Here is a 24,038-nt window from a genome sequence, read left to right as displayed (position 1 = left end):
TGGACGGCAACTCTGAAATGATATGATTAGCCGCTTCTTCAGCCCTTCGTTTCGGGTTTCCCGTCATTTTCAAATACAAGCGTGGCATTGAGGTTTTTGCCAGCTTATTTTCGGAACAGTCGATAACGTGCGTCTAACTTCCATCAAATTATCGGGATTCAAGTCCTTCGTCGATCCAACCAATTTCCAGGTGCCGGGCCAGCTGGTCGGCGTCGTCGGTCCCAACGGTTGTGGCAAGTCCAACATCATCGACGCAGTGCGCTGGGTATTGGGCGAATCCAAGGCGTCCGAGTTGCGCGGCGAATCGATGCAAGACGTGATTTTCAACGGTTCGACCAACCGCAAACCGGCGGGGCGCGCCTCGGTCGAGCTGGTGTTCGACAACAGCGATGGCCGCGCGGCGGGACAATGGAGCCAATATGCGGAAATTGCGGTCAAGCGGACGTTGACTCGCGATGGCACCTCTACCTACTACATCAATAACCAGTCGGTACGCCGCCGCGACATTCAGGACATCTTCCTCGGCACGGGTCTTGGCCCGCGCGCCTACGCGATCATCGGGCAGGGCATGATTTCGCGCATCATCGAAGCGCGCCCGGAAGAATTGCGCATCTTCCTGGAAGAAGCCGCCGGCGTGTCCAAATACAAGGAGCGTCGTCGGGAAACGGAAAACCGGTTGCACGATACGCGCGAGAATCTGACCCGCGTGGAAGACATCCTGCGCGAATTGAACGCCAACCTGGAAAAGCTGGAAGCCCAAGCCGCAGTGGCGCAAAAATTCCGCGAGCTGCAAGCCGATCAGGACGAGAAGCAGAAATTGCTGTGGCTGTTGCGCAAGAATGAAGCCAAGGCGGAGCAGGAAAAGCATTTTCGCGATATCGAAAGGGCGCAGATCGATCTCGAAGAACAGACCGCGAAACTGCGTCATGTCGAGACCGAACTCGAGCACATGCGTCAGGCACATTACGGCGCCGGCGACCGCATGCATCAGGCGCAAGGTCACCTGTATCAGACCAATTCAGAGATTGGCAGTCTCGAAGCACAGATCAAGTTCGTCATCGAATCGCGCAACCGGCTGCAATCGCAACTCAATTCCCTGACCGCACAGCGCGATCAGTGGCAACGTCAGGGTCAGCAGCATCAGGAAGACTTGGCCGAAGCCGAAATGCATCTGGAAGAAACTGCCGCCCGCGTCGAGCAGGCGCAGCAGGCGGCGCAGCAGCGTCATGACAGCCTGCCGGAACTGGAGCAAGCCTGGCGCGAATCGCAATTGAAAACCACCGAGTCGCGCGGCAGGATCATGCAGATTCAGCAACAGATCGAACTGGAGTCCGCGCATCAACGCAATGCCTCCAATATTCTCGCCAATCTGACGACGCGTCGCGAGCGCCTGTCGCAGGAGAAAAGCGGCTTGAGCCTGCCGGATACGGCGCATCTTTCCAACATGAAGATGCAGCTGGAAGAAAAGCAGGCAGCCATGGAAGAGGCAAGGCAGCATCTGGAGATTGCGCAGGAACAGCAGCCAAAGCTGGAGGAAGAGCGTCGTGCCGCGCAGCAGCAGGTCAATACCGAAACCGCGAACAATGCGCAATTGGAGGCGCGTCTGGCTGCCTTGAAGCAATTGCAGGAGAACGTGCAGACGCAAGGCAAGGTGCAGCCTTGGCTGAAGAAGCACGAGCTCGGCGAGCTGCCGCGCCTGTGGCAAAAGCTGCATATCGATCAGGGATGGGAAACCGCGCTGGAGTCGGTGCTGCGCGAACGAACCTCGGCGCTGGAAGTGTCGAATCTGGATTGGGCGAAGGCGTTTTTCAGCGACGCTCCTCCCGCGAAGCTGGCCTTGTTTACGCCAAACGGCAGCAGTGCAGCTGCCAACACCGAAGCCCCGGCGGGACTGAAGCCGTTCCTGAATCTGTTGCAATTGAACGATCCGGGGCTGCGTGCATTGATGCAGGACTGGCTGTGCAACGTCTTTGTTGCAGATGATGTCAATGCCGCGTTCGTCGATCGCGCCAAGTTACCGGTCGGCGGCTGTTTCGTGACGAAGCAGGGGCATGTGATCGGCAAGTCGAGCGTGCGTTTCTATGCGTCCGATTCCGAGCAGGACGGCATGCTCGCGCGCCAGCAGGAAATCGACAACATCACCAAACAGCTGCGCGCGCAGCAGATGCTGGCCGACGAGGCGAAATCGCGCGCCGTCCGCGCGGAAGCTGCCGTATCGCAGGCGACACAGCGGCTGCAGGAAATGCGCCAGCGCGTCAATACGCTGACGCAGACCGTGCACGGTTTGCAGATCGACGTGATGAAACTGTCGGAAGTGCAGGAACGCTTCAACCAGCGCAGCTCGCAGATCGAAACCGATCTCGCCGAAATCGCCGCGCAGGAAGCCGAGCAGCAGCAGATCAAGGTCGAATCGGAAGCGAAATTCGAGCAACTGGATATCGAACTGGCTGAGCTGCAGGAAAAGCACGAAGAAGGGCAGACCGACTATCTCTCCAAAGAGCAGCAGTTGAATGATGCGCGGCAGCGTCTGCGTGAACTTGAGCGTGCGGCGCAGGAAGCCGAGTTCGCCGAAAAATCGCATCGCAACAAGATCGAGGAATTGAGGCGCAGCATTGCCACCGCGCAGGAGCAGGCGGCGCAATTGTTCGCGAACATGCAGCAGGGGCATCTGGAGCTGGAAAGCCTGGATGATCAGGCGGCACAGGCCGGCCTGCAATCGCTGCTGGAAAAGCGGACCGACCAGGAGCGGGCGTTAGCGGATGCTCGCCACGAACTGGATCAATTGACGCAGAAATTGCGCCATCAGGAAGAGGCGCGCATGCAAGGCGAACGCAGCTTGCAGCCACAGCGCGATCGCATCATGGAATTGCAACTGAAGGAGCAGGCGGCGCGTCTGAATCAGGAACAGTACACGCAGCAGCTCGCCGAAGCGCAGGCCGACGAAGCCGCGCTGGCCGAAAAGCTCAGTCCGGACATGAAGGCCTCATATCTGCAAGGTGAAGTCACGCGCCTGAACAATGCCATCGCTGCCTTGGGCGCGGTCAACCTCGCTGCGCTCGACGAACTCGTACAGGCATCCGAGCGCAAGAATTTCCTCGATGCGCAAAATGCCGATCTGACCGAAGCAATCACGACGCTCGAAGATGCGATCCACAAGATCGACAAGGAAACCCGCGAGCTGTTGCAGGATACCTTCGATAGGGTCAACAAGGAATTCGGCGAACTGTTCCCGATCCTGTTCGGCGGCGGCAACGCCAAGCTCACCATGACCGGCGAAGAAATTCTCGATTCCGGCGTGCAGGTGATGGCGCAGCCGCCCGGCAAGAAGAATGCGACGATTCATCTGCTGTCGGGTGGCGAAAAAGCGCTGACCGCGACTGCGCTGGTGTTCTCCATGTTCCAGTTGAATCCCGCGCCGTTTTGCTTGCTCGACGAGGTGGACGCGCCGTTGGATGACGCCAACACCGAACGCTTCTGCAACATGGTCAAGCGCATGTCATCGCAGACGCAATTCCTCTTCATCTCGCACAACAAGATTGCGATGGAGATGGCGCAGCAACTGATCGGTGTGACGATGCAGGAGCAGGGTGTGTCCCGTATCGTGGCAGTGGATATGGAGTCGGCGGCGAACTTCGCGTCGGAGGCGCAGGCGGCGTAGCTCAGGCACTAATGTCCTGAGTTTGAAATTCGTTGCAAATAAAAGTGATGAAATCGCGACGAGACAAGGAAAAAAAGCGCAGCAAGGCCGAGGCCTTGCGAGCATTTTTGACGCGGTATCGGTGCGATTCTCGTCATCTTTTATGCAGCGATTTTCGAATTCAGGACACTAGGTTCATGACTTCGCCGAAATGATGTTGCTCGGCGCCGGGCCCTTGATTTGCGTGGTGTCCCGGCGACGGCAAAAAGTGAGATTCGATCAGTTGCGTGCCGAACGCGCCAAGGCAGCGCGTTTTTGATAATAGGCAACATTCATTTGTGCTTCACGTGCCCGTTGCTGTTCAACGTCGGCACAGATCAGATAGTGCCGTTCGGCACGCTGCAGCCACCAATGTTGAACGACGCGAATGATCGGGCTGAAGGAGAGCATTGCAAGCTCGTGGAGCTTGAATTCCTTCTGGCTCGATACGCTTGTTTTCGAGTCACGGGAGTGGTGGATGAGCTCTTCTTTCGACATGCTGGCCGAATGGGACGTGGCCATGCGTTCTCTATAGCTGGGTTGCATGTACTTCTCCGTATCATCAAGTAGGTTTCGGAGCATCGCGGCGGACAAACTGAACTCCGAAATCGAATGAACAACAATGCGGTGCTGTAGCGAGGAAGACTTCTTCGAGCGCAAGTGTCGCGCTGGAATAGTTGCCATTTTATTTTGGACGCTCTGTTTCCTGCATTGACTCATGTCAACCGTCGAACTTTCCTTGTGCCATCTGTATCAAGTTCTGAGAAAATATTGCTCACAGACATGATTGCGAATGTACGGAGAGGCCGAAAATACTATCTTGCTTGACAACTTTATAGAGCGTCACTACCCTCGGTCGCTTGATGAGTGAGACGTGCAGGGATCTGTTGCAAACAGACCCCAAGCGGCTTTCAGGGTGATTTCGATTCTATTTTCCTGCAGATGGCATAAATTTGTCGAGATAGTTCGCCGTTACATGTCTTGTGTTTTCTGTATCGAAATATTCTCGCTGATTTTCTCTGCGATAAACTTCATGGTCGCATCAATTCTTTGGATTTCGTCAATGCTTTCATCCGCATTTCCCATCCAGTCCGGCGCTGAGTTTTGCGCAATGGCACGGCAATCATTTTTGAATTTCTTTTCCAGGATTTCAGCGGCATGACAGACCTTCAAACCAGCTTGATGGCAATCGGCGGCACGATAGTCGTGGGTGTGATCACCTACAACAAATGGCAGGAATACAAGGCGAGAAAAAGTGTAGAGAAGGCATTTTCGTCAGAGCACGACGATGTGCTGATGAACAGCCCTTCGCCAAGTGAGCCACCGATCAACGTGGAACGCCATGAGCCGACCTTGACCGAGCCGGATGGCCTGCCTGCAAATGCGACTGCAGTTGCAAGTGAAGAGGAGAACGGTCCGTCGCCGATGGATAGCGCGCCATTGATGCCGAACCACGGCGTTGCGCCTGCGCCGCTCCAAAAAGACCTTCCGGTTGATGAGTTGATCGATTGCCTCATTCCGCTCGCAGTCGATGCGCCCGTGCGTGGCGACAAGATTCTGCCGCGCCTGCAATCGCTGCGCCATGTCGGCAACAAACCCGTGCATTTCATTGGTCAGCGGGACGATGGCATGTGGGAGTCGATTGCACATGGCGGTATCTATTTTTCGCTGAAGGCGGGCGTGCAATTGGCGAACCGCATGAGTGCGCTGAACGAAATCGAGTATTCCGAATTGATCATGCGCTTGCGGCAGATTGCCGACGAGATCGAGGCGGAGCCGGATGTTCCCGATATGTCCGAAGTGATGTCGACGGCGCGTTCGCTGCATCAATTTGTCAGCGAATACGATGCGCAACTCAGCGTCAATGTTCAATCCAATGGAGCGCCATGGGAAATCAACACCTTGTTGGCAGCGCTTGAACGGCAAGGTTTTGATTTGCGACCCGATGGCAGGCTGGTGATGCCGGATGGCGATGGCGGTGTGCTGTTTTCGCTTTCCACCAATGTGACGCTGGCTGCCGAAACGACATCGCGCCTGACCTTGTTGCTCGACGTGCCGCGTGTTGCGCCATCGCATGACGGTTTCGGTGCGACAACGGCCTGCGCGCGCGTGCTTGCCGGGCGACTTGGCGGAACCGTGGTTGATGATGGTGGTCAACCCTTGCAGGATGCGGCATTGGAAGAGATTGCCGGGCAGGTGAAGGCGTTCTACAGTCATATGGAAAATTCAGGCATCCCGGCGGGATCGAGCCGAGCCTTGCGCTTGTTCAGCTAAGATGCAGCCGGATTTTTTTTCAGGCCGGACCGAGGCAGTGGATACTTCTGCAATTCCCGAGGCAAAGAACTGGGCCGCGCGTGCCGCGTGGCTCAAGAGCGAGTTGAACCGGCATAGCCACGCCTACTACGTCCTCGACAATCCCACCATTCCCGATGCGGAATACGATAGGTTGTTTCGCGAACTGGTCGAGATCGAGCAGCTGCATCCCGATTTGCTCACCTCGGATTCCCCCACTCAGCGTGTCGGTGGCAAGCCGCTGCCGCAATTCGAACAGGTTCGGCATTCCATGCCGATGTTGTCGCTCAACAATGCATTTGATGAGACCGACATTGCGGGCTTCGACCGGCGCGCAAGGGAAGTCCTGCAAGCGGCTGCAGACATTGAATATTCGACCGAGCTGAAGTTCGACGGCTTGGCGATCAGCTTGCGTTACGAAGAGGGAGTTCTCGTCCAGGCAGCGACGCGTGGCGACGGTACAACCGGGGAAAACGTGACCGCGAATGTACGCACGGTCAGGGCCATTCCGTTGCGGCTGCATGTGCAACATGCGCCCAAGGTACTCGAAGTGCGCGGTGAAATATTGATGTACAAGTCCGACTTCGCCAAGCTGAATGCGCGCCAGCGTGATGCCGACCAAAAGGAATTTGCCAATCCGCGCAATGCAGCCGCAGGCAGCCTGCGCCAACTCGATCCCCGCATCACGGCACAACGGACTTTACGATTTTTTGCCTATGGAATTGGTGTGCTGGAGGGCGCGGAGATGCCGCCTTCGCACGAAGCGCTGCTTGAATGGTATGCCTCGCTCGGCCTGCCCGTATGTCAGGAAAGATTGGTTGTGAAAGGTGCGCAGGGTCTGCTGGATTTCTACCAGGGGATCGGCGAGAAGCGCAAGGCCTTGCCGTATGACATCGATGGCGTCGTTTATAAAGTCAATCGTCTGGAGCTGCAGCAAAAACTGGGGTTCGTCTCGCGTGCGCCGCGTTTCGCGGTTGCGCACAAGTTTCCTGCCGAAGAAGCGATGACGGTTGTGCAGGGCATTGCGGTACAGGTGGGGCGCACAGGCGCGATTACACCCGTTGCTCGTCTTGCTCCGATTTTCGTGGGTGGCGTGACCGTGACCAATGCGACGCTTCACAACGAAGATGAAGTCAATCGCAAGGACATTCAGATTGGCGATACAGTGATTGTGCGTCGCGCCGGCGACGTGATTCCCGAGGTGGTCGCCTATGTGCCCGAACTGCGCCCTGCGACCGCGCGGAAATTCCTCATGCCGGACGCCTGTCCGATCTGCGATTCCCCCATTGTCAGACTGGAAGACGAGGCCATTGCCCGCTGCTCGGGCGGATGGATCAAATGCCCGGCGCAACGCAAGGGCGGTTTGCTGCACTTCGTATCTCGCCGCGCGATGGATATCGAGGGATTGGGAGAGCAGCTTGTTGATCAGCTGGTGGACAAGCATGTCATCACGACTGCCGCAGACCTCTACAAACTGGGCTTGAGCGCGCTGTCTGAACTGGACCGCATGGCGACCAAATCCGCGCAGAATGTCTTGAACGCACTGGAGAAATCGAAATCCACCACGCTGGCGCGCTTTATCTACGCGCTTGGCATTCGTCATGTCGGTGAAGCAACGGCGAAGGAGCTCGCCAGCCATTTCGGCAGCCTCGATGCAGTGCTGGACGCATCGGAGGAGCAGTTGCTCGAAGTCGCGGACATCGGCCCGGTGGTGGCGCATTCCATCCGCGTATTCCTCTCGGACCCGATGAACGTGGAGTTGATCGCACAATTGCGCGCTGCCGGCGTGAACTGGCCCGAAAGCGCACCTGTCGAGAATCAGCCGAAACCGCTGCAAGACAAGACGTTTGTTCTGACTGGAACATTGCCTACGCTCACGCGGGATGCTGCGGCTGAATTGATCGAAACCGCCGGCGGCAAGGTGGCAGGTTCGGTATCCAAAAAAACCAGTTATGTCGTCGCGGGCGAAGAGGCCGGCAGCAAACTTGCGAAAGCACAGGAGCTGGGAGTGACGATTCTTGATGAAGCCGGATTGTTTCAACTATTGGACCGAAAATGAACAAAGTAAAAAAGGCCGTTTTTCCCGTGGCGGGAATGGGTACGCGATTCCTGCCGGCCACCAAGGCGCAACCGAAAGAAATGCTGCCGATCGTGGACAAGCCATTGATTCAATATGCGGTGGAAGAGGCTGTGGCAGCCGGTATCACCGATATCGTTTTCATTACCGGACGCAACAAACGCGCAATCGAAGACCACTTCGACACCGCGTACGAACTGGAGTCGGAGCTGGAGGCCGCAGGCAAGACGGCATTGCTGGAGGTCACGCGCAATGCCGTTCCGAGTCACGTCAATTGCATCTACATTCGCCAGTCGGCACCCTTGGGCTTGGGGCATGCCGTGCTGTGCGCGCGGCCGGTCATCGGCGATGAGCCGTTTGCGGTGCTGCTGGCGGACGATTTCATGGACGTCGAACAGGGGCAAACACCAGTCCTGGCGCAGATGACGGAAGTGTATGCGCGTGAAGGTCATAGTTTGCTGGCGGTGCAAGATGTGCCGCGCAGTGAAACCAAACAATATGGCATCGTCAGCGTTACTCCTTACAAGCCCGATCTTGAACGCATCAACAGCATCGTCGAGAAGCCCATGCCGGATGTGGCGCCGTCTACATTGGCAGTCGTCGGCCGATACGTATTAAGCGGCAGGATTTTCGATTACCTCGAAGGTCTGGGCACGGGAGCCGGCGGCGAAATTCAACTCACCGATGGCATTGCTGCATTGATGCGGGCTGAACAGGTTCTGGCTTATCGCTACACAGGTACGCGCTATGACTGCGGGTCGAAGCTGGGTTACCTGAAGGCGACCGTTGCGATGGGTAAAAAACATCCAGAAACGGGTCAGGCATTTTCCGATTATCTCGAGCAGATCAAATGAGCGTCAGGGAAATTCTGAGAATGGGCGATTCGCGCCTGCTGCGGCAGGCCGAACCCGTAGTCCAGTTCGATACTCCCGAACTGCATGCCTTGGTCGCGGACATGTTCGATACCATGCGGGCAGCCAGCGGTGCAGGGCTCGCCGCTCCCCAGATCGGGGTGAATCTGCAGGTTGTCATTTTCGGCTTCAAGCAAAATCCCCGTTATCCGAATGCGCCGCAAGTGCCGGAAACCGTGCTTATCAATCCGGTACTCGATCCGCTCGACACCGACATGGTGGAAGATTGGGAAGGCTGCCTGTCCGTGCCGGGGCTGCGCGGCGTGGTTCCTCGCTGGAGCAAGCTCCACTACGAGGGGGCCGATCAATATGGCAACCGGATCAGCCGCGACGTCGATGGTTTCCATGCCCGCGTCGTGCAGCATGAATGCGACCATCTTGCCGGCATCCTGTATCCGATGCGGATCAAGGATTTCTCACGATTCGGATTTGTGGATATCCTGTTTCCCGGACTCGACGCGAGCGCGGACGACTGATCTGGCTTAAGGCCCGGTGCGCGGCAACCGCTAGAATCGGCTGCACCGATCGTGTCAGTTGATCGTCCGGATTTGACTCGACTGCGTCTTGCGATGGCCGCTGGCGGCTCCATTCAGGCGGTAACGTTCGCGATGCTGTCTGTTATCGGAATGGCGACAATTTGAACGACGGATCTTCATGACTACAGCGCCGCGCATCCTTGTCGTGTATGCCCATCCGATGCACAACCATTCGCGGGTCAACCGCCGGTTGAGCGATGCTGCCCGGAGCGTGCCCAATGTGCGGGTGCACGATCTCTACGAGTCCTATCCCGATTTTCATATCGACATCGAACACGAGCAGGCCTTGTTGCGGGATGCCGATTTGATTGTCTTCCAGTATCCGGTTCAGTGGTACAGCATGCCGTCACTGCTCAAGGAATGGATCGATGTCGTGCTTGAGGAAGGCTGGGCCTATGGCAATGACGGCACCGCCTTGCAAGGAAAGGATTTCCGGCTGGTGGCGACTGCCGGCGGCGACATCGGATCGTATCAGGCAAGCGGCTATCACGGTTATCCGTTTTCGGCATTTCTTCCATCGTTCCAGCAAATGGCGACGCTTTGCGGAATGCGTTGGCTGACACCGTTTGTGCTGTATGGCGCACGTGATGTCAATGACGACACGGTTGAGGCGCATGCGGAAACCTATCGACAATATCTTGCGAGCTATCCAGAGTCGACTGCGGTGAACGATGCGAATGGCAGCGCGGCGGTCGGCAATTAACCGCACCAGGGACTGACATGGAAAACAACTTGCTGTTGAATGCGCTGGTGTATCTGACCGCTGCCGTGATCGCGGTTCCCATCGCCAAACGGTTTGGCGTCGGTGCCGTATTGGGTTATCTGCTTGCCGGCATTGCCATCGGTCCGTGGGGCCTGCGCTTGATCAGCGAGGTAGAACACATCCTGCACTTTTCCGAATTTGGTGTGGTCCTGCTGTTGTTCCTGATCGGGCTTGAACTTGAGCCGAAGCGCCTGTGGTCATTGCGGCGTTCCATTTTCGGATGGGGCGTGCTGCAAGTGCTTGCCGTCACAGCAGTCTTGTTCGCGGCAGGACTCGCATTCGGCATCGAACTGAAAACGGCATTGATCGCCGCGCTCGGCCTGTCGCTTTCATCCACCGCAGTTGCGTTGGCAACGCTGGAGGAACGCAACCTGATGGCAACGTCCGCTGGCGCAGCCGGGTTTGCCATCCTGTTGTTTCAGGACATTGCGGCAATTCCGATGATTGCCATCGTTCCGATGCTCGGGACCGCGGGAGGTGGCAGCGATGGTTTCGGGTGGCTCAATGCGCTCAAGGTATTGGCCGTCATCGCTGCGCTGATCATCGGCGGCCGCTACTTTTTGCGTCCCGTGCTGCGCATCATCGCCAAGACCGACATGCGCGAAATCTTTACCGCGTTCGCGCTGCTGCTGGTGATCGCGATCGGTCTGCTGATGGAGTCTGTCGGCATGTCGATGGCGCTTGGAACCTTTCTCGCGGGCGTGTTGCTGGCGGATTCCGAATACCGGCATGCGCTGGAAACCGATCTCGAACCATTCAAGGGTTTGTTGCTCGGACTGTTCTTCATCGCGGTCGGCATGTCGATCGACTTTGGCGTGTTTCTGACGCGGCCCTGGCTGGTGGCGGGCATGTTGGCTGCGTTCCTCGCGCTCAAGATCGGCGTGCTGTACGGTTTGAGCAAGCTGTTCAACATCCCGCGGGGACAGCAGGCGTTTTTTGCGTTCATCCTGTCGCAGGGCGGGGAATTCGCCTTCGTGGTATTCGGCGCGGCGGAAAGAGCGCAAGTCTTTTCGAAGGAAACGGCGTCGCTGCTGGTTGCTGTTGTCGCGCTATCGATGATGATCACGCCGCTCTTGCTGATACTGCACGACAAGCTGATCGCACCGCGTTTTCAATCCGCGAAAGCGCGGCCGGACGACACGATCGCGCCGCAGCACAATCCGGTCATCATGGCGGGTTTTGGCCGTTTCGGACAGATCGTGGGCCGCCTGCTTCGCGCCAATCGCATCGGCGTTACCGTGCTGGATCACGATCCGGATCAGGTGGATCTGCTGCGCCGGTTCGGCTTCAATGTCTTTTACGGCAATGCGACTCGCGTCGATCTGTTGCACGCGGCGGGCGCGCGTGAGGCGAGGGTGATGGTGGTGGCCGTTGACGATGTCGAGGACAGCATGGCATTGGTGGACGCGGTGAGAAGGGAGTTTCCGCATCTGGCAATCGTCGCGCGTGCGCGCAACGTCACCCATTACTACGACCTGATGGATCGCGGCGTGACCGTCATCGAAAGGGAAACGTTCGAATCGGCGCTGCAACTAGGGCGAGACGTGCTGCACGAACTCGGATTCGGCGCGTTCGAGGCGCGTCAGGCCGCAATGAAATTTCGCTCGCATAACATCAAGACCTTGCATGCCGTCTATCCGTATTACAAGGATCAGCAGCAAATGATCTCGCTTGCCGCACAGGCGCGTGAGGAGCTTGAAGCAATGTTCGCGCGTGATGCCGAGGCGGCGAAGAATGACAGGCATGGCGGCTGGAACTGACTTCAGAATTGTTCGTCGGGGCGAAGATAGCGCCACTGGCCGGGCGGCAAGTCTCCCAGCATCACTCGCCCGATTCGCACCCGCTTCAATCCCAGAACCTTGAGGCCGACCGCTTCGCACATGCGTCGGATCTGCCTTTTTTTCCCTTCACGCAGAACGAAACTCAACTGATCGTCGTTCAGCCAGCGCACCTTCGCCGGCAACAGTTTCTTGCCGTCCAGCGATAAACCATGATTCAGACGCTTGAGATCCGCATCCGGCAGGCGTCCCGGCTTGCTGTATTGAACGCGTACCAGGTATTCCTTCTCGATCGACGTATCATCGCCGATCAACTGCTTGGCGATTCTTCCATCCTGCGTCAGAACGAGCAGGCCGACGGAGTCGATATCCAGCCGTCCTGCCGGCACCAGGCTGCGCAGCTGGCTTGGGTGAAATTCCGTGGGCGCGCGGTCTTCCTTCCATCTGGTGTCGGCAGTGATCAGCGTCACCGCCGGTTTGTAGCCATCCTCGGCCTGGCCGCTCACATAACCGACCGGCTTGTTGATCAGAACCGTGACGCGCTTGGCCTGCTGCGCGGCAGCCTGGCGTTCAACCGTGATGCGTTGATGCGGCAAGACCTTGCTGCCGAGTTCGGAGACGATGATGCCATCGACGCGCACCCAGCCACGCTCGATCCATTCGTCTGCTTCGCGGCGCGAGCATAGGCCGAGTTCCGACATGCGTTTGGAAAGGCGAACAGGTTCAGTCATGGTAGAGGTGTGATTGCAAGTTGAAGAAAGGGCCGTGCTGCGTGCTCACACACGCAGCGCTTCCAGCAAGTCGGTTTCGAGCTGGATCTGGCTGCGAGGATTGTTCAGGACCGGTCCATCGACAAGGAAAACATCTTCCACGCGTTCGCCCAGGGTCATGATTTTCGCGGTATGCAGATTGACCCGGTATTTGGCGAGCACGTTGGCGATCGAATACAGGAGGCCGTTGCGGTCGTTGGCCGACACGGACAACAGATAGTACTGGCCGCGTTCATCCGGCCTCAAGTCGACCGTTGGTGTCATCGGGAATGTCCGCGACAGTCTCGACAGGCGCCCCTTGCTGGGCGGTGGCAATGCAGCATGCGCCTCAAGCAATTCCGCCAGTTCATGTTCGATCAGGCTGATGATGTCACGATAACTGTTGGCGAACGCTGGTTCGGTCACGAGAAACGTGTCGAGCGCGTAACCGTTCCTGGTCGTGTGGATTTTCGCGTCCAGGATACTGAAATTCTTCTTGTCGAAGTAGCTGCAAATGCGCGCGAACAAATCCGGCTGATCCTTCACATAGACTGCGACCTGCACGCCTTCGCCGATCGGGGAAACCCGGCATTTGACTACCGCGGCGTTGCTGTCCGTCTTGTTGTAGAAGGATCTTGTTTGCCATGCGATATCTCCGGCATCGTGGCGCAGAAAGTACGCGACGTCGAGCTGTTGCCAGAGCCGTTCGTGCGCATCATCCGGCAAGCCGTACAGGCGCAAGGTCGTACGCGCCTGCTCCTGCCGATTCTTCAACTCATGCTCGGTTGAAGGATCCTCGCCACCGAGGACGCGCAAGGCCATCCAGTACAGATCCTCCAGCAGCTTGCCCTTCCATGCGTTCCAGACTTTCGGGCTGGTGCCGCGAATGTCGGCGACGGTCAGCAGATACAAGGCCGTCAGATGCCGTTCGTCCTTCATCAGGTTGGCGAAACTGCGGATCACATCCGGATCGGACAAATCCTGTTTCTGCGCGACTTGCGACATGGTCAGATGATGCTCGACCAGAAAGACGACGAGCGCGGTATCTTCCTTCGACAGCCCGTGATCCTTGCAGAACCTGCGGGCATCTTCCATGCCGAGTTTCGAGTGATCGCCGCCGCGCCCCTTGGCGATGTCATGAAACAGCGCCGCGATGTAAAGCAGCCATGGCTGCGCAAAATTCGCCATGAGCTGGCTGCAGAACGGGTATTCGTGCGCATGCTCCGTCATCGTGAAACGCCGCACGTTGCGCACCACCATCAGGATGTGTTGATCGACCGTGTAGACGTGAAACAGGTCATGTTGCATCTGCCCGATGATGCGCCGGAAATTCGGCAGATAACGGCCCAGCACGCTGGTCTGGTTCATGCCGCGCAGCGCGTGTGTGATGCCTTGCGGTGCTTGGAGAATCTTGAGAAAGAGCGCGCGGTTCGCCGGATCGCGGCGGAAATTGCCGTCGATCTTGAAGCGGGCATGCCACAGTGCGCGCAAAGTGCGTGCGGTCATGCCTTTCAGTTCCGAATGCTGCGCCAGGAGCAGAAAGACTTCCAGCATCGCCGACGGTGTCGTTTCGAAGGTATCGTCGCTTGCGATATCGATTCGGCTATTGATTTCATTGAAGCGAGCATTGATCGGTTGCGGCGATCCGGGCTGCGGAAACAGGCGCGCTTCGATGTTCTGCAGCAGGATCGTGTTCAGCTGTGTGACGGCCTTGGCTGCCCAGTAGTAATGCTGCATCAGGTATTCGCTGGCACGGCGCGTTTCGGTCGTTTTGAAGCCAAAGGTTTCGGCGATCGATGTCTGCACGTCGAATACCAGCCGGTCCTCGCGCCGCCCGGCGTGAATGTGCAACCGGATGCGGATGTCCTTGAAGGCGCGTTCCTTTTGCGTCAACTGGCGTGCCTCGGTCGGCGTGATCAATCCTCGCTCCGCCAGCTTGCGCCAGGATTCACCCAAACCCGCCGCCTTGGCCACCCATAAAATCACCTGCAAATCGCGCAAGCCACCGGGACTTTCCTTGCAGTTCGGCTCGAGGCTGTAAGGAGTGTCTTCGTATTTCGCATGACGCTGGCGCATTTCCAGCGTTTTCGCTTGAAAAAACGCTTGCGGGTCCATGGCCGCCTTGAAGCGGTCTTGCAGAAAGCGAAACAGCTTGCGGTTGCCGGTTACCAGTCGCGCCTCCAGCAAACTGGTCTGCACGGTGATGTCCGCAGCGGACTCGGAAAGACATTCATCGATGGTCCGGATGCTATGCCCGATCTCCAAACCAATATCCCAGAAGAGCTGAACGAGCTCCTCGAGTTTGCCCTGCAGGGCGGCATCCGGTGCCGAGCCGAGCAGGATCAGCACATCCACGTCGGAATGCGGAAACAACTCGCCGCGACCATAGCCGCCCACGGCCACCAAGGCTGCGTTTGCCGGAAGGTGGAAGGATCGCCAGGCGTGCGTCAGTGCTGCGTCAACGTTCTGACGCAGCTTGATGAGCAATTTTTCGGGTTTGCCATCCACCTTGAATGCAGCAATGACATCCTGGTGCCCTGATCTGAGTTGTTCCTTGAGCGCCAGCGCAAGAGACGCCATATCGTTCAGGCAGAGATGGATTGTGGAGCGATCGCTTGCTGGATGAACGCGGGCGGTGCCGGCATGCCCGGCGAGACTGTCAGTATCTCGAAACCGGTTTCGGTGACCAGCACCGTATGCTCCCATTGCGCCGACAGGCTGCGATCCTTGGTCTTGATGGTCCAGCCGTCGCCCATCTCGCGGATTTCGCGGCGTCCGGCATTGATCATCGGTTCAACAGTGAAGATCATGCCCGCTTCCAGTCGATCCAGCGTGCCGGGACGGCCGTAATGGAGCACTTGCGGCTCCTCATGGAATACCTTGCCGATTCCATGACCGCAAAATTCGCGCACTACGCTGTAGCCTGCCTTTTCGGCATGCTGCTGAATGACGTGGCCGATATCGCCCAGATGCGCGCCGGGCTTGATTTTGGAAATGCCCAGCCACATGCATTCGTAGGTGATATCGGTCAATCGCCTGGCCAGTATGGACGGCTCACCGACAAAAAACATCCGGCTGGTATCGCCGTGGTAACCGTCTTTGATGACGGTGATATCGATATTGATCACATCGCCGTTCTTGAGCACCTTGTCGCTCGGGATGCCATGGCAAATCACATCGTTGACGGAAGTGCAGATCGCCTTCGGATAGGGCGTGTAGCCTGGGGGACAATAATTCAACGGTGCCGGGATCGTGCCTTGCACGTTTGCCATGTAGTCGTGGCAAAGCCGGTCGATTTCGGCGGTGGTAATCCCCGATTTGATATGCGGCTGGATGAAATCAAGCACTTCGGCAGCCAATCTGCCGGCAACCCGCATGCCCTTGATATCGTCTTCGGTTTTGATGGAAATGGAAGCCATGGAGAAAAGCGTCGCGGAAGCAGCTTGAGAATCGATCAAGATCAAATTATAGACGAGCCGACCGGCCGATGCTCAAGGTGGGCTTCGCCGAGCTTGAAAACAGGGAGATTCCTGGAGTAGAATTGCGGGTTAGCTTGAATGACATTCAAGTTGATTTTTTGTAAATCGCGAATCCGCTCTCAAAGGGTGCCCGCAGTCAATTCATTGACCTCGGGTAACTGAGTGGATTCCAGACCCAACCCTGGAGATATCATGTCCGTTACTATGCGCGAAATGCTGGAAGCCGGTGTTCATTTCGGCCACCAAACCCGCTTCTGGAACCCCAAGATGGCCCCGTTCATCTTCGGCCACCGCAACAAGATTCATATCGTCAACCTGGAAAAAACGCTGGGTATGTATCAAGAGGCAATGAAGTACATTCGCCAATTGGCATCCAACCGCGGCACGATCCTGTTTGTCGGCACCAAGCGCCAGGCGCGCGAACTCATCGCCGGCGAAGCGCAACGCGCCGGCATGCCGTATGTCGATCAGCGCTGGCTGGGCGGCATGCTGACCAACTTCAAGACGATCAAGACCTCGATCAAGCGCCTGAAAGACATGGAAGCTTCGATTGAAGACGGTTCCGTCGAGAAGTTGAGCAAGAAAGAAGCGCTGATGTTCCGCCGCGAACTCGAAAAGCTGCAGAAATCCATCGGCGGCATCAAGGACATGGGCGGCATTCCCGATGCGATTTTCGTGGTCGATGTCGGCTACCACAAGGGCGCGATCACCGAAGCTGCCAAGCTGGGCATCCCGGTCATTGGTGTGGTGGATACCAACCACTCGCCGGACGGTGTGGCCTATGTCATCCCTGGCAACGACGACTCGTCCAAGGCGATCACGCTGTATGCGCGTGGCGTGGCAGACGCGATCCTTGAGGGTCGTGCAAACGCCACCAATGATTTGGTCGAAGCGGTAAAGGGCGGTGCAGACGAGTTCGTTGAAGTCAACGAACAGGCGTAAGCCCGCGGCTGATGCGCCACAGGCGGCAAAAAAGGGGCAACAGCTGTTCGCCCCTTTTTTTCGAACAGGCGTGAGGGTATGTTGATTGAAGGCGTCTGATGGCGCTCATTGAATTAGGAGAATGACATGGCGGCAATTACTGCAGCGATGGTAGGTGAACTGCGCGCAAAGACTGACGCGCCCATGATGGAATGCAAAAAGGCTCTGACAGAAGCGGACGGCGATCTGGCTCGGGCGGAAGAGATCCTGCGCGTCAAGCTGGGCAGCAAGGCGTCCAAGGCTGCTTCGCGCATCACGGCGGAAGGCGTGATCACAACATTTATTTCGGGGGGCGTGGGTGCGATTGTTGAAGTCAACTGCGAAACCGACTTTGTGACCAAGAACGAAGAATTCATCGGTCTCGCCAATGCCGTTGCAAAGCTGGTCGCGGAAAAGAATCCGGCTGACGTTGCAGCACTGTCAGCTTTGCCGCTGGATGGCAAGACCGTCGACGAAGTGCGTGCAGCCTTGGTTGGCAAGATCGGCGAAAACATGTCGATTCGTCGCTTCAAGCGTTATGAAACCGGTGCCAAACTGACTTCGTACCTGCATGGTACTCGCATTGGCGTGCTGGTCGAATACGACGGTGCGGACGAGCAGGTTGGCAAGGACGTGGCAATGCATGTGGCAGCAATGAAGCCGGTCGCACTGTCCGCCAACGACGTGCCGGCGGATCTGATTGAAAAAGAGCGTTCGATCGCGTCGCAGAAGGCGGCCGAATCCGGGAAGCCGGCTGACATTGTTGCCAAGATGGTCGAAGGCACTGTGCAGAAGTATCTGAAGGAAGTTTCCCTGTTCAATCAGCCGTTCGTCAAGAACGACAAGCAAACGGTTGAGCAAATGCTCAAGGCCGTCAATACAACCGTGAAAGCATTCACGATGTATGTTGTCGGCGAGGGCATCGAGAAGAAACAGGATGACTTTGCTGCCGAAGTGGCCGCGCAAGTTGCCGCAGCCAAGCAGATGTAAGCAGGACAAAGCGGGCCGAAAGGCCCGTTTTTCTAGGTGATTCAATCTGCCGGATCACTTGGAAATGCGCGTTGTTGATATTGCAATTCATGAAACTTCGCGTCACAGGGCAATCCAGGCAGCAGCGATTGCGTGCGATGGCCAAGTTGATTGATCATTGCTGGTGAAGCGGATTTGCAGTTGGCAGATTTGCAGTTGTATCGATAGCGGTGTGCAATATCCACACTGGATTTCATCCATCCTTCAGCCTCACAATGGCTGACAGATGATGAGATCGGGTAATACCGATTACCAAATTGAACCGGACATCAAAGGAGTCTAGTCTCATGACAAAACCAGCTTACAAGCGCGTCCTCCTCAAACTCTCCGGTGAAGCTTTAATGGGCGATGATGCATATGGCATCAATCGTTCCACCATCGAGCGCATGGTGGCAGACGTGGCCGAAGTGGCGAATCTCGGCGTTGAGCTGGCTATCGTCATTGGCGGAGGTAATATTTTTCGCGGTGTGGCACCCGGAGCGCAGGGCATGGACCGCGCAACGGCCGACTACATGGGCATGCTGGCAACCGTGATGAATTCGCTGGCGCTTGCTGACGCAATGCGCCAGGTTGGCATCACGGCACGCGTCATGTCCGCGATTGCCATTGAACAAGTTGTGGAACCTTACGTTCGGCCCAAGGCGCTGCAATATCTGGAAGAGGGCAAGATTGTTGTGTTTGCTGCCGGTACAGGCAATCCCTTTTTCACCACAGATACTGCTGCCGCATTGCGCGGTTCGGAAATCGGTGCCGAAATCGTATTGAAAGCGACCAAGGTCGATGGTGTTTATAGCGCCGACCCCAACAAGGATCGCAATGCAACGCGCTACTCGACAATTACGTTCGATGAAGCGATTGCCAAGCACCTGCAAGTGATGGACGCGACAGCGTTCGCACTGTGCCGTGATCAGAAACTGCCGATCAAGGTCTTCTCCATCGTCAAGCCCGGAGCACTGAAGCGCTTGATCATGGGGGAGGACGAAGGCACACTCGTTCACGTTTAAGCTTCAGCCATACTCTTGCAATTGAGGAGAACAACATGACAGTCGTTGACGTTAAAAAAAACGCCGATCAGAAAATGCACAAATCGATCGAGACCTTGAAGGCCGATCTGGCAAAGGTTCGGACCGGCCGTGCCCATACCGGCATTCTTGATCATATTCAGGTGGATTATTACGGCACACCGACGCAAATCACGCAGGTGGCCAACGTTACCCTGATCGACGCGCGCACGATAGGCGTTCAGCCGTGGGAGAAGAAGATGGTCGCGGTGGTCGAGAAGGCCATTCGCGAATCCGATCTCGGCTTGAATCCGTCAACCCAAGGCGATCTGATTCGCGTACCAACGCCTCCGCTTACGGAAGAGCGGCGCAAAGAAATCGTCAAGCTTGTGAAAGGCGAGGGCGAAGACGCCAAGGTGGCGATTCGCAATATCCGTCGGGACGCGAACGAGGCGCTCAAAAAGCTGTTGAAGGACAAGGCCTGTTCCGAGGACGACGAGCGTCGTGCGCAGGAAGATGTGCAGAAGCTCACGGACAAGTTTGTCGCAGAAGTCGACAAGCTGATCACAGATAAAGAAAAAGAGCTTCTAACGGTTTGATTACAGGCGTGATTTCTCCTTCTTTTTCGGCTTTGTATTTCTCATGACGCATTTGAGCTCAACGCAAGCGGTACCGGAAATTTCTTCGGTGCCGCGTCACATCGCCATCATCATGGATGGCAACGGACGCTGGGCAACCAAGCGTTTCCTTCCACGCGTGGCTGGGCATGGAAAAGGTGTGGAAGCCGTACGCAGCGTGGTCGAGGCCTGCATCGTGCGCGGTGTCGAATATTTGACACTGTTTGCATTCAGTTCGGAGAACTGGCGTCGTCCGGCGGATGAGGTGTCGCTTCTGATGCGCCTGTTTGTTACCGCACTGGAGCGCGAAGTCGCGAAGATGCATGCCAATGATATCCGTCTCAAAGTCATTGGAGACTTGAGCCGGTTTGACGCGAATTTGCAAACTCTTATTGCAGGCGCGGAACGTCGAACGGCCAACAATCGACGACTGACGGTTACGATTTGTGCAAATTACGGGGGGCGCTGGGATATCATGCAGGCGGTCGAAAAAATGCTTGCGGCGAACCCCGGCGCAACCGGTTTTTCGGAGGATCAACTGGCGCCTTATCTGGCAATGGCCTATGCCCCCGAGCCCGACCTGTTCATACGCACCGGTGGCGAGGAACGGATTTCCAATTTTCTCCTGTGGCAGCTCGCCTATACGGAACTGTATTTCACCGATACATACTGGCCTGATTTTGATGCTGTGGCACTTGATGCGGCCATCATCTCGTACCGCGAACGCGAGCGACGATTCGGGCGTACCAGCGAGCAGCTGATCGAACAGAAAAAGGCATCATAATGCTGAGAACGCGTGTTGCCACTGCGTTGGTGTTATTAGCGGTATTGCTTTCTGTTCTATTCTCCCGATCGTTTCTTTTCGTCACACTGGTAACCGCAGCCTTTTTTGCCGCCGCGGCATGGGAAAGCTTTCGCCTGTTCGGTAACAAGCAGCCGGTAATCGGTGCACTGATTTGGACCGCAGCATTTGTTTTTGTGCTGGTCAAGGGCGATTTGTCCAGAACAACGTTGCTCTTTGCTCTGTGCGCCGCAATCTGGGCGATCCGCCTTGCACCGTCGTTGGCGCTTGGCTTACCGCCAATGGAAGGTTTTCGCAATCGCTTGCTGAATGGCTTGTACGGCATTGCAATTCTCGGCTGTTTCATCGCGATTGCCGTTTTGTTTCAACATTCTCCAGCGTATCTGCTTTCCGTGATGGCCATCGTATGGGTCGCCGATATCGGAGCGTATTTTGCGGGCAAGGCGTTTGGCAAACATAAGCTCGCTCCTTCCATTTCGCCCGGGAAGTCCTGGGAGGGCGCCATCGGAGGCTGGATTGCGGTCCTGGTTGTCGCGGCTGGTAGCATGGCGGTTCCCCAACTAGGCGACAGCTTTGCGCCGAAAGTTCACGCGAAATGGGGCACGCTCGGATTTTTGATCGTGATGACCTTGCTCGTCATGGCCAGTATTGTGGGAGACTTGTTCGAATCCCAGCTCAAGCGCCGCGCCGGGATGAAAGACAGCAGCAATCTGTTGCCCGGGCACGGCGGCATTCTCGACCGCAGCGATGCATTGATACCAGTGCTGCCGCTCGCGGTCCTGTTTGATTCGTGGCTCTAGGATAGGTGTCGGCAGGATGCAACAAATTACGATTCTTGGATCGACCGGTTCGATCGGTGTCTCGACACTGGATGTTTTGGCGCGTCACCCGGATCGTTATCGTGTTTACGCATTGACGGCACATTCCCGGGTGGAGGAGCTTGCCTTGCAATGCGAACGGTTTCGGCCACAAGTTGCAGTGGTTGGATCTGCGGATGCAGCCGGCCAACTGGCACATTCCTTGAAGCAAAAGGGTGTGATGACGGTGGTCGAATATGGCGAGACTGCTTTATGCGCTGTTGCAAGTGCGGGGGAATGCGATGCCGTGATGGCAGCAATCGTCGGTGCAGCAGGTTTGGCCCCGACCTTGGCAGCGGCACGTTCAGGTAAAAAAGTATTGCTGGCGAACAAGGAAGCACTGGTCATGTCGGGGCGCCTGTTCATGGATGCAGTTGCTGAAAACCGCGCAATGCTGCTGCCGATCGACAGCGAACACAATGCCATTTTCCAATGTTTGCCGACGCTTCATCAGAGGTCGTTATCGGAATGCGGTGTCGCAAAAATCCTGCTCACGGCATCGGGCGGACCGTTCCGTGCGCGTGCTGTTGAAACGCTCGATACCGTAACACCGGAGGAGGCAATCGCGCATCCGAACTGGGTGATGGGCCGCAAGATTTCGGTGGACTCCGCCACCATGATGAACAAGGGGTTGGAAGTGATCGAGGCGCATTGGCTCTTCGGCGCGGCTCCGGACAAGATTGAAGTCGTCATTCATCCGCAAAGCGTGATCCATTCCATGGTGTCTTATGTGGATGGCTCGATACTTGCGCAACTCGGAAATCCCGACATGCGCACGCCGATCGCGCATGCCTTGGCCTATCCTGATCGGGTTGCGTCCGGTGTGGATGCCGTCGATTTGGTGAGGGCAGGGCCGTTGGCATTCGAGCGCCCCGATTTCAATCGCTTCCCGTGCCTGAAGCTCGCATATGACGCCCTGTTGGCTGGCGGAACCGCTCCTGCCATACTGAATGCCGCTAATGAGGTTGCGGTCCAGGCTTTCCTCGACCGCCGCATCGGATTCAGAATGATCGATCGGTTGATAGCGCAAGTGATGGACCGAGTACCCCATGGCGAAATTACAGATATAGTCGGACTCTTGGAGCAGGACCGCTGTGCGCGCGAGGCCGCATACTCTTTTATTCAGTAAGGTCTACTGATCATGACTCTGCTGCAGACCTTGATTGCTTTCGTCGTAGCTCTTGGTGTGCTGATTGTGGTGCACGAGCTGGGACATTATTGGGTTGCGCGCTGGTGCGGCGTCAAGGTGTTGCGCTTCTCTGTGGGGATGGGAAAGATCGTTTATTCCCGCCGTTTCGGTCCGGACCAGACAGAGTGGGCAATCTCCGCATTGCCGCTCGGTGGATACGTGAAAATGCTGGACGCGCGTGAACAGGACGTGAACGCGCTGTCTGCCGAAGATCTCAAACGGGAATTCACACGACAGTCGGTCTGGAAGCGAATTGCGATTGTTGCCGCCGGGCCGCTTGCGAACTTCATTCTTGCAATCGCGGTATTTGCTTGCCTGTACAGCTACGGCATTCCTGAGCCGACACCGCGCCTGCGGGCTGTGCCAGAGAACACCGCTGCCTACCAGGCTGGTTTGCGCGGTGGTGAACTTATTACTGCAGTCAATGGCGAGCCAGTGACGATCTGGTCCGATATGCGCTGGAAGTTGCTGCAGTTGGCAATTGACAAGGTGCCGGCTCGGCTGGACATTCAGCGATCCACCAATGGCGTATCGGATCGTAGTCAGGTGGGTGTGATTACTCTCGAACTCGATGGGCTCTCTACGTCAGACCTTGAGAGTGATTTTCTCCAGAAGCTTGGCGTGGATCTGGCGCGACCGAAACCAGTCCTTGGCAAGATTCTTCCTGACGGACCTGCGATGCGGGCGGGATTGCAGGAAGGGGATCTCGTCCTTGAAGTAAATGGCTCGCGGATAGATGATGGCCTGGCATTTGTTGAGCTTGTGAGGGTATCGGCCGGCAAGACGCTCAACATTGTTGGTAGGCGCGACCAGCAGGAGTTTGCCACGATGGTGATTCCGGATTTGGTTACCAAAAATGGAAAGAGCTTCGGACGCGTAATGGTCGAGGTTCCACTCGTGCCGGAAATGACAATTGCCAGCGATCCTCCGCTCGCCGCCTTGGGTAAAGGCGTCAAAAGGACGTGGGATACCAGTGTGCTTACGCTCAAGATGCTTGGTAGAATGCTCATCGGTGAAGTTTCCTGGAAGAATATTACCGGGCCGATCACCATAGCGGATTACGCTGGTCAGACTGCGCGTATCGGCCTCATCAGCTACCTGACGTTTATCGCCTTTATCAGTATCAGTCTGGGCGTCATGAACCTGCTTCCCATCCCGGTTTTAGATGGGGGGCTTTTACTGTATTATTCGCTGGAAATTTTGACCGGGCGGCCGATTCCCGAGCGGTTCGGAGAAATTGCCCAGCGAGCCGGTGTGGGCATCCTGATGACCTTGATGGCAATCGCTGTCTTCAATGACATAGTTCGGCTCATGTCGTAAGC

21 protein-coding genes are annotated in these 24,038 nt (G+C 56.6%); 15 read left to right on the top strand and 6 right to left on the bottom strand.

What is annotated here, in order from left to right:
- The first annotated feature begins 127 nt into the window (after positions 1 to 127).
- On the top strand, positions 128 to 3,658 hold the full coding sequence (gene smc, locus D3870_RS09500; protein ID WP_119738585.1) for a chromosome segregation protein SMC: 3,531 nt from the start codon (positions 128 to 130) through the stop codon (positions 3,656 to 3,658).
- 258 nt (positions 3,659 to 3,916) lie between these two features.
- On the opposite strand, the gene D3870_RS09495 is transcribed toward smc, so the two are convergent.
- Positions 3,917 to 4,222: a hypothetical protein gene (locus D3870_RS09495; RefSeq protein WP_147375759.1), complete on the bottom strand. Its 306-nt coding sequence runs from the start codon at positions 4,220 to 4,222 to the stop codon at positions 3,917 to 3,919.
- Positions 4,223 to 4,648: 426 nt separating this feature from the next.
- Positions 4,649 to 4,849: a hypothetical protein gene (locus tag D3870_RS22035; protein ID WP_147375758.1), complete on the bottom strand. Its 201-nt coding sequence runs from the start codon at positions 4,847 to 4,849 to the stop codon at positions 4,649 to 4,651.
- Between D3870_RS22035 and D3870_RS09490 the strand changes: the two genes are divergently transcribed.
- The 6 genes from D3870_RS09490 (at position 4,835) to kefC (ending at position 12,015) form a co-directional block, all read left to right on the top strand.
- Complete coding sequence (locus D3870_RS09490) at positions 4,835 to 5,950, top strand: cell division protein ZipA C-terminal FtsZ-binding domain-containing protein (protein WP_119741908.1); 1,116 nt, start codon at positions 4,835 to 4,837, stop codon at positions 5,948 to 5,950. The two genes, D3870_RS22035 and D3870_RS09490, sit on opposite strands and share 15 nt — an antisense overlap.
- A gap of 1 nt (position 5,951) precedes the next feature.
- Positions 5,952 to 8,027 carry an NAD-dependent DNA ligase LigA gene (gene ligA / locus D3870_RS09485; RefSeq protein ID WP_119738581.1) on the top strand — a complete coding sequence of 692 codons (2,076 nt, stop codon included), beginning with the start codon at positions 5,952 to 5,954 and terminating at the stop codon, positions 8,025 to 8,027.
- Positions 8,024 to 8,899 (top strand): UTP--glucose-1-phosphate uridylyltransferase GalU, encoded by an 876-nt coding sequence (gene galU / locus D3870_RS09480; protein ID WP_119738579.1) that lies wholly within the window; start codon positions 8,024 to 8,026, stop codon positions 8,897 to 8,899. Before ligA ends, galU begins: the two co-directional genes overlap by 4 nt.
- Positions 8,896 to 9,432, top strand: coding sequence for a peptide deformylase (def, locus tag D3870_RS09475; RefSeq protein ID WP_119738577.1), 537 nt, complete (start codon positions 8,896 to 8,898; stop codon positions 9,430 to 9,432). The genes galU and def overlap by 4 nt, the downstream gene beginning before the upstream one ends.
- Positions 9,433 to 9,610: 178 nt before the next feature.
- Positions 9,611 to 10,195 carry a glutathione-regulated potassium-efflux system oxidoreductase KefF gene (gene kefF / locus D3870_RS09470; RefSeq protein ID WP_119738575.1) on the top strand — a complete coding sequence of 195 codons (585 nt, stop codon included), beginning with the start codon at positions 9,611 to 9,613 and terminating at the stop codon, positions 10,193 to 10,195.
- Positions 10,196 to 10,212: 17 nt separating this feature from the next.
- The gene (kefC, locus tag D3870_RS09465) at positions 10,213 to 12,015 is read left to right on the top strand and encodes a glutathione-regulated potassium-efflux system protein KefC (RefSeq protein ID WP_119738573.1); all 1,803 of its coding nucleotides are present in this window, start codon (positions 10,213 to 10,215) and stop codon (positions 12,013 to 12,015) included.
- 2 nt (positions 12,016 to 12,017) lie between these two features.
- Here the strand turns inward: kefC and D3870_RS09460 are convergent, their stop codons facing one another.
- The 3 genes from D3870_RS09460 to map are packed head-to-tail and all read right to left on the bottom strand — an operon-like array spanning position 12,018 to position 16,201.
- The gene (locus tag D3870_RS09460) at positions 12,018 to 12,764 is read right to left on the bottom strand and encodes a pseudouridine synthase (protein ID WP_119738571.1); all 747 of its coding nucleotides are present in this window, start codon (positions 12,762 to 12,764) and stop codon (positions 12,018 to 12,020) included.
- Between the two features lie 45 nt (positions 12,765 to 12,809).
- Positions 12,810 to 15,362, bottom strand: a complete 2,553-nt coding sequence (locus D3870_RS09455; protein ID WP_119738570.1) for a [protein-PII] uridylyltransferase — start codon at positions 15,360 to 15,362, stop codon at positions 12,810 to 12,812.
- Between the two features lie 5 nt (positions 15,363 to 15,367).
- Positions 15,368 to 16,201, bottom strand: a complete 834-nt coding sequence (gene map / locus D3870_RS09450) for a type I methionyl aminopeptidase (protein ID WP_119738568.1) — start codon at positions 16,199 to 16,201, stop codon at positions 15,368 to 15,370.
- Positions 16,202 to 16,453: 252 nt separating this feature from the next.
- Between map and rpsB the strand changes: the two genes are divergently transcribed.
- Together rpsB and tsf are read left to right on the top strand one after the other, a co-directional pair.
- A complete protein-coding gene (rpsB, locus tag D3870_RS09445) occupies positions 16,454 to 17,203 on the top strand; it encodes a 30S ribosomal protein S2 (RefSeq protein ID WP_119738566.1) in 750 nt (249 codons plus the stop codon).
- Between the two features lie 126 nt (positions 17,204 to 17,329).
- The gene (gene tsf, locus D3870_RS09440; RefSeq protein ID WP_119738563.1) at positions 17,330 to 18,211 is read left to right on the top strand and encodes a translation elongation factor Ts; all 882 of its coding nucleotides are present in this window, start codon (positions 17,330 to 17,332) and stop codon (positions 18,209 to 18,211) included.
- Between the two features lie 41 nt (positions 18,212 to 18,252).
- Here tsf and D3870_RS22030 read toward each other — a convergent pair whose 3' ends face one another.
- Positions 18,253 to 18,447, bottom strand: a complete 195-nt coding sequence (locus tag D3870_RS22030; RefSeq protein WP_147375757.1) for a hypothetical protein — start codon at positions 18,445 to 18,447, stop codon at positions 18,253 to 18,255.
- 90 nt (positions 18,448 to 18,537) lie between these two features.
- On the opposite strand from D3870_RS22030, the gene pyrH reads away from it, so the two are divergent.
- Genes pyrH through rseP form a run of 6 tightly spaced genes read left to right on the top strand, consistent with a single transcriptional unit; the run spans position 18,538 to position 24,036 of the window.
- Entirely contained in the window at positions 18,538 to 19,254 is a 717-nt protein-coding gene (gene pyrH, locus D3870_RS09435; protein ID WP_119738561.1) for a UMP kinase, read from the top strand.
- A gap of 35 nt (positions 19,255 to 19,289) precedes the next feature.
- The gene (gene frr, locus D3870_RS09430; protein ID WP_119738560.1) at positions 19,290 to 19,850 is read left to right on the top strand and encodes a ribosome recycling factor; all 561 of its coding nucleotides are present in this window, start codon (positions 19,290 to 19,292) and stop codon (positions 19,848 to 19,850) included.
- A 43-nt stretch (positions 19,851 to 19,893) separates the two neighbouring features.
- A complete protein-coding gene (gene uppS / locus D3870_RS09425) occupies positions 19,894 to 20,652 on the top strand; it encodes a polyprenyl diphosphate synthase (RefSeq protein ID WP_119738558.1) in 759 nt (252 codons plus the stop codon).
- Positions 20,652 to 21,470 (top strand): phosphatidate cytidylyltransferase, encoded by an 819-nt coding sequence (locus tag D3870_RS09420; RefSeq protein ID WP_119738556.1) that lies wholly within the window; start codon positions 20,652 to 20,654, stop codon positions 21,468 to 21,470. Before uppS ends, D3870_RS09420 begins: the two co-directional genes overlap by 1 nt.
- Before the next feature lie 16 nt (positions 21,471 to 21,486).
- A complete protein-coding gene (gene ispC, locus D3870_RS09415; RefSeq protein WP_119738554.1) occupies positions 21,487 to 22,656 on the top strand; it encodes a 1-deoxy-D-xylulose-5-phosphate reductoisomerase in 1,170 nt (389 codons plus the stop codon).
- A gap of 12 nt (positions 22,657 to 22,668) precedes the next feature.
- On the top strand, positions 22,669 to 24,036 hold the full coding sequence (gene rseP / locus D3870_RS09410; RefSeq protein ID WP_119738552.1) for an RIP metalloprotease RseP: 1,368 nt from the start codon (positions 22,669 to 22,671) through the stop codon (positions 24,034 to 24,036).
- The last annotated feature ends 2 nt before the right edge of the window (positions 24,037 to 24,038 follow it).

Origin of the sequence: Noviherbaspirillum cavernae (assembly GCF_003590875.1) — a bacterium.
Taxonomy (GTDB): Bacteria; Pseudomonadota; Gammaproteobacteria; order Burkholderiales; family Burkholderiaceae_D; genus Noviherbaspirillum; species Noviherbaspirillum cavernae.
This window is presented reverse-complemented; position numbering and strand designations above follow the sequence as displayed.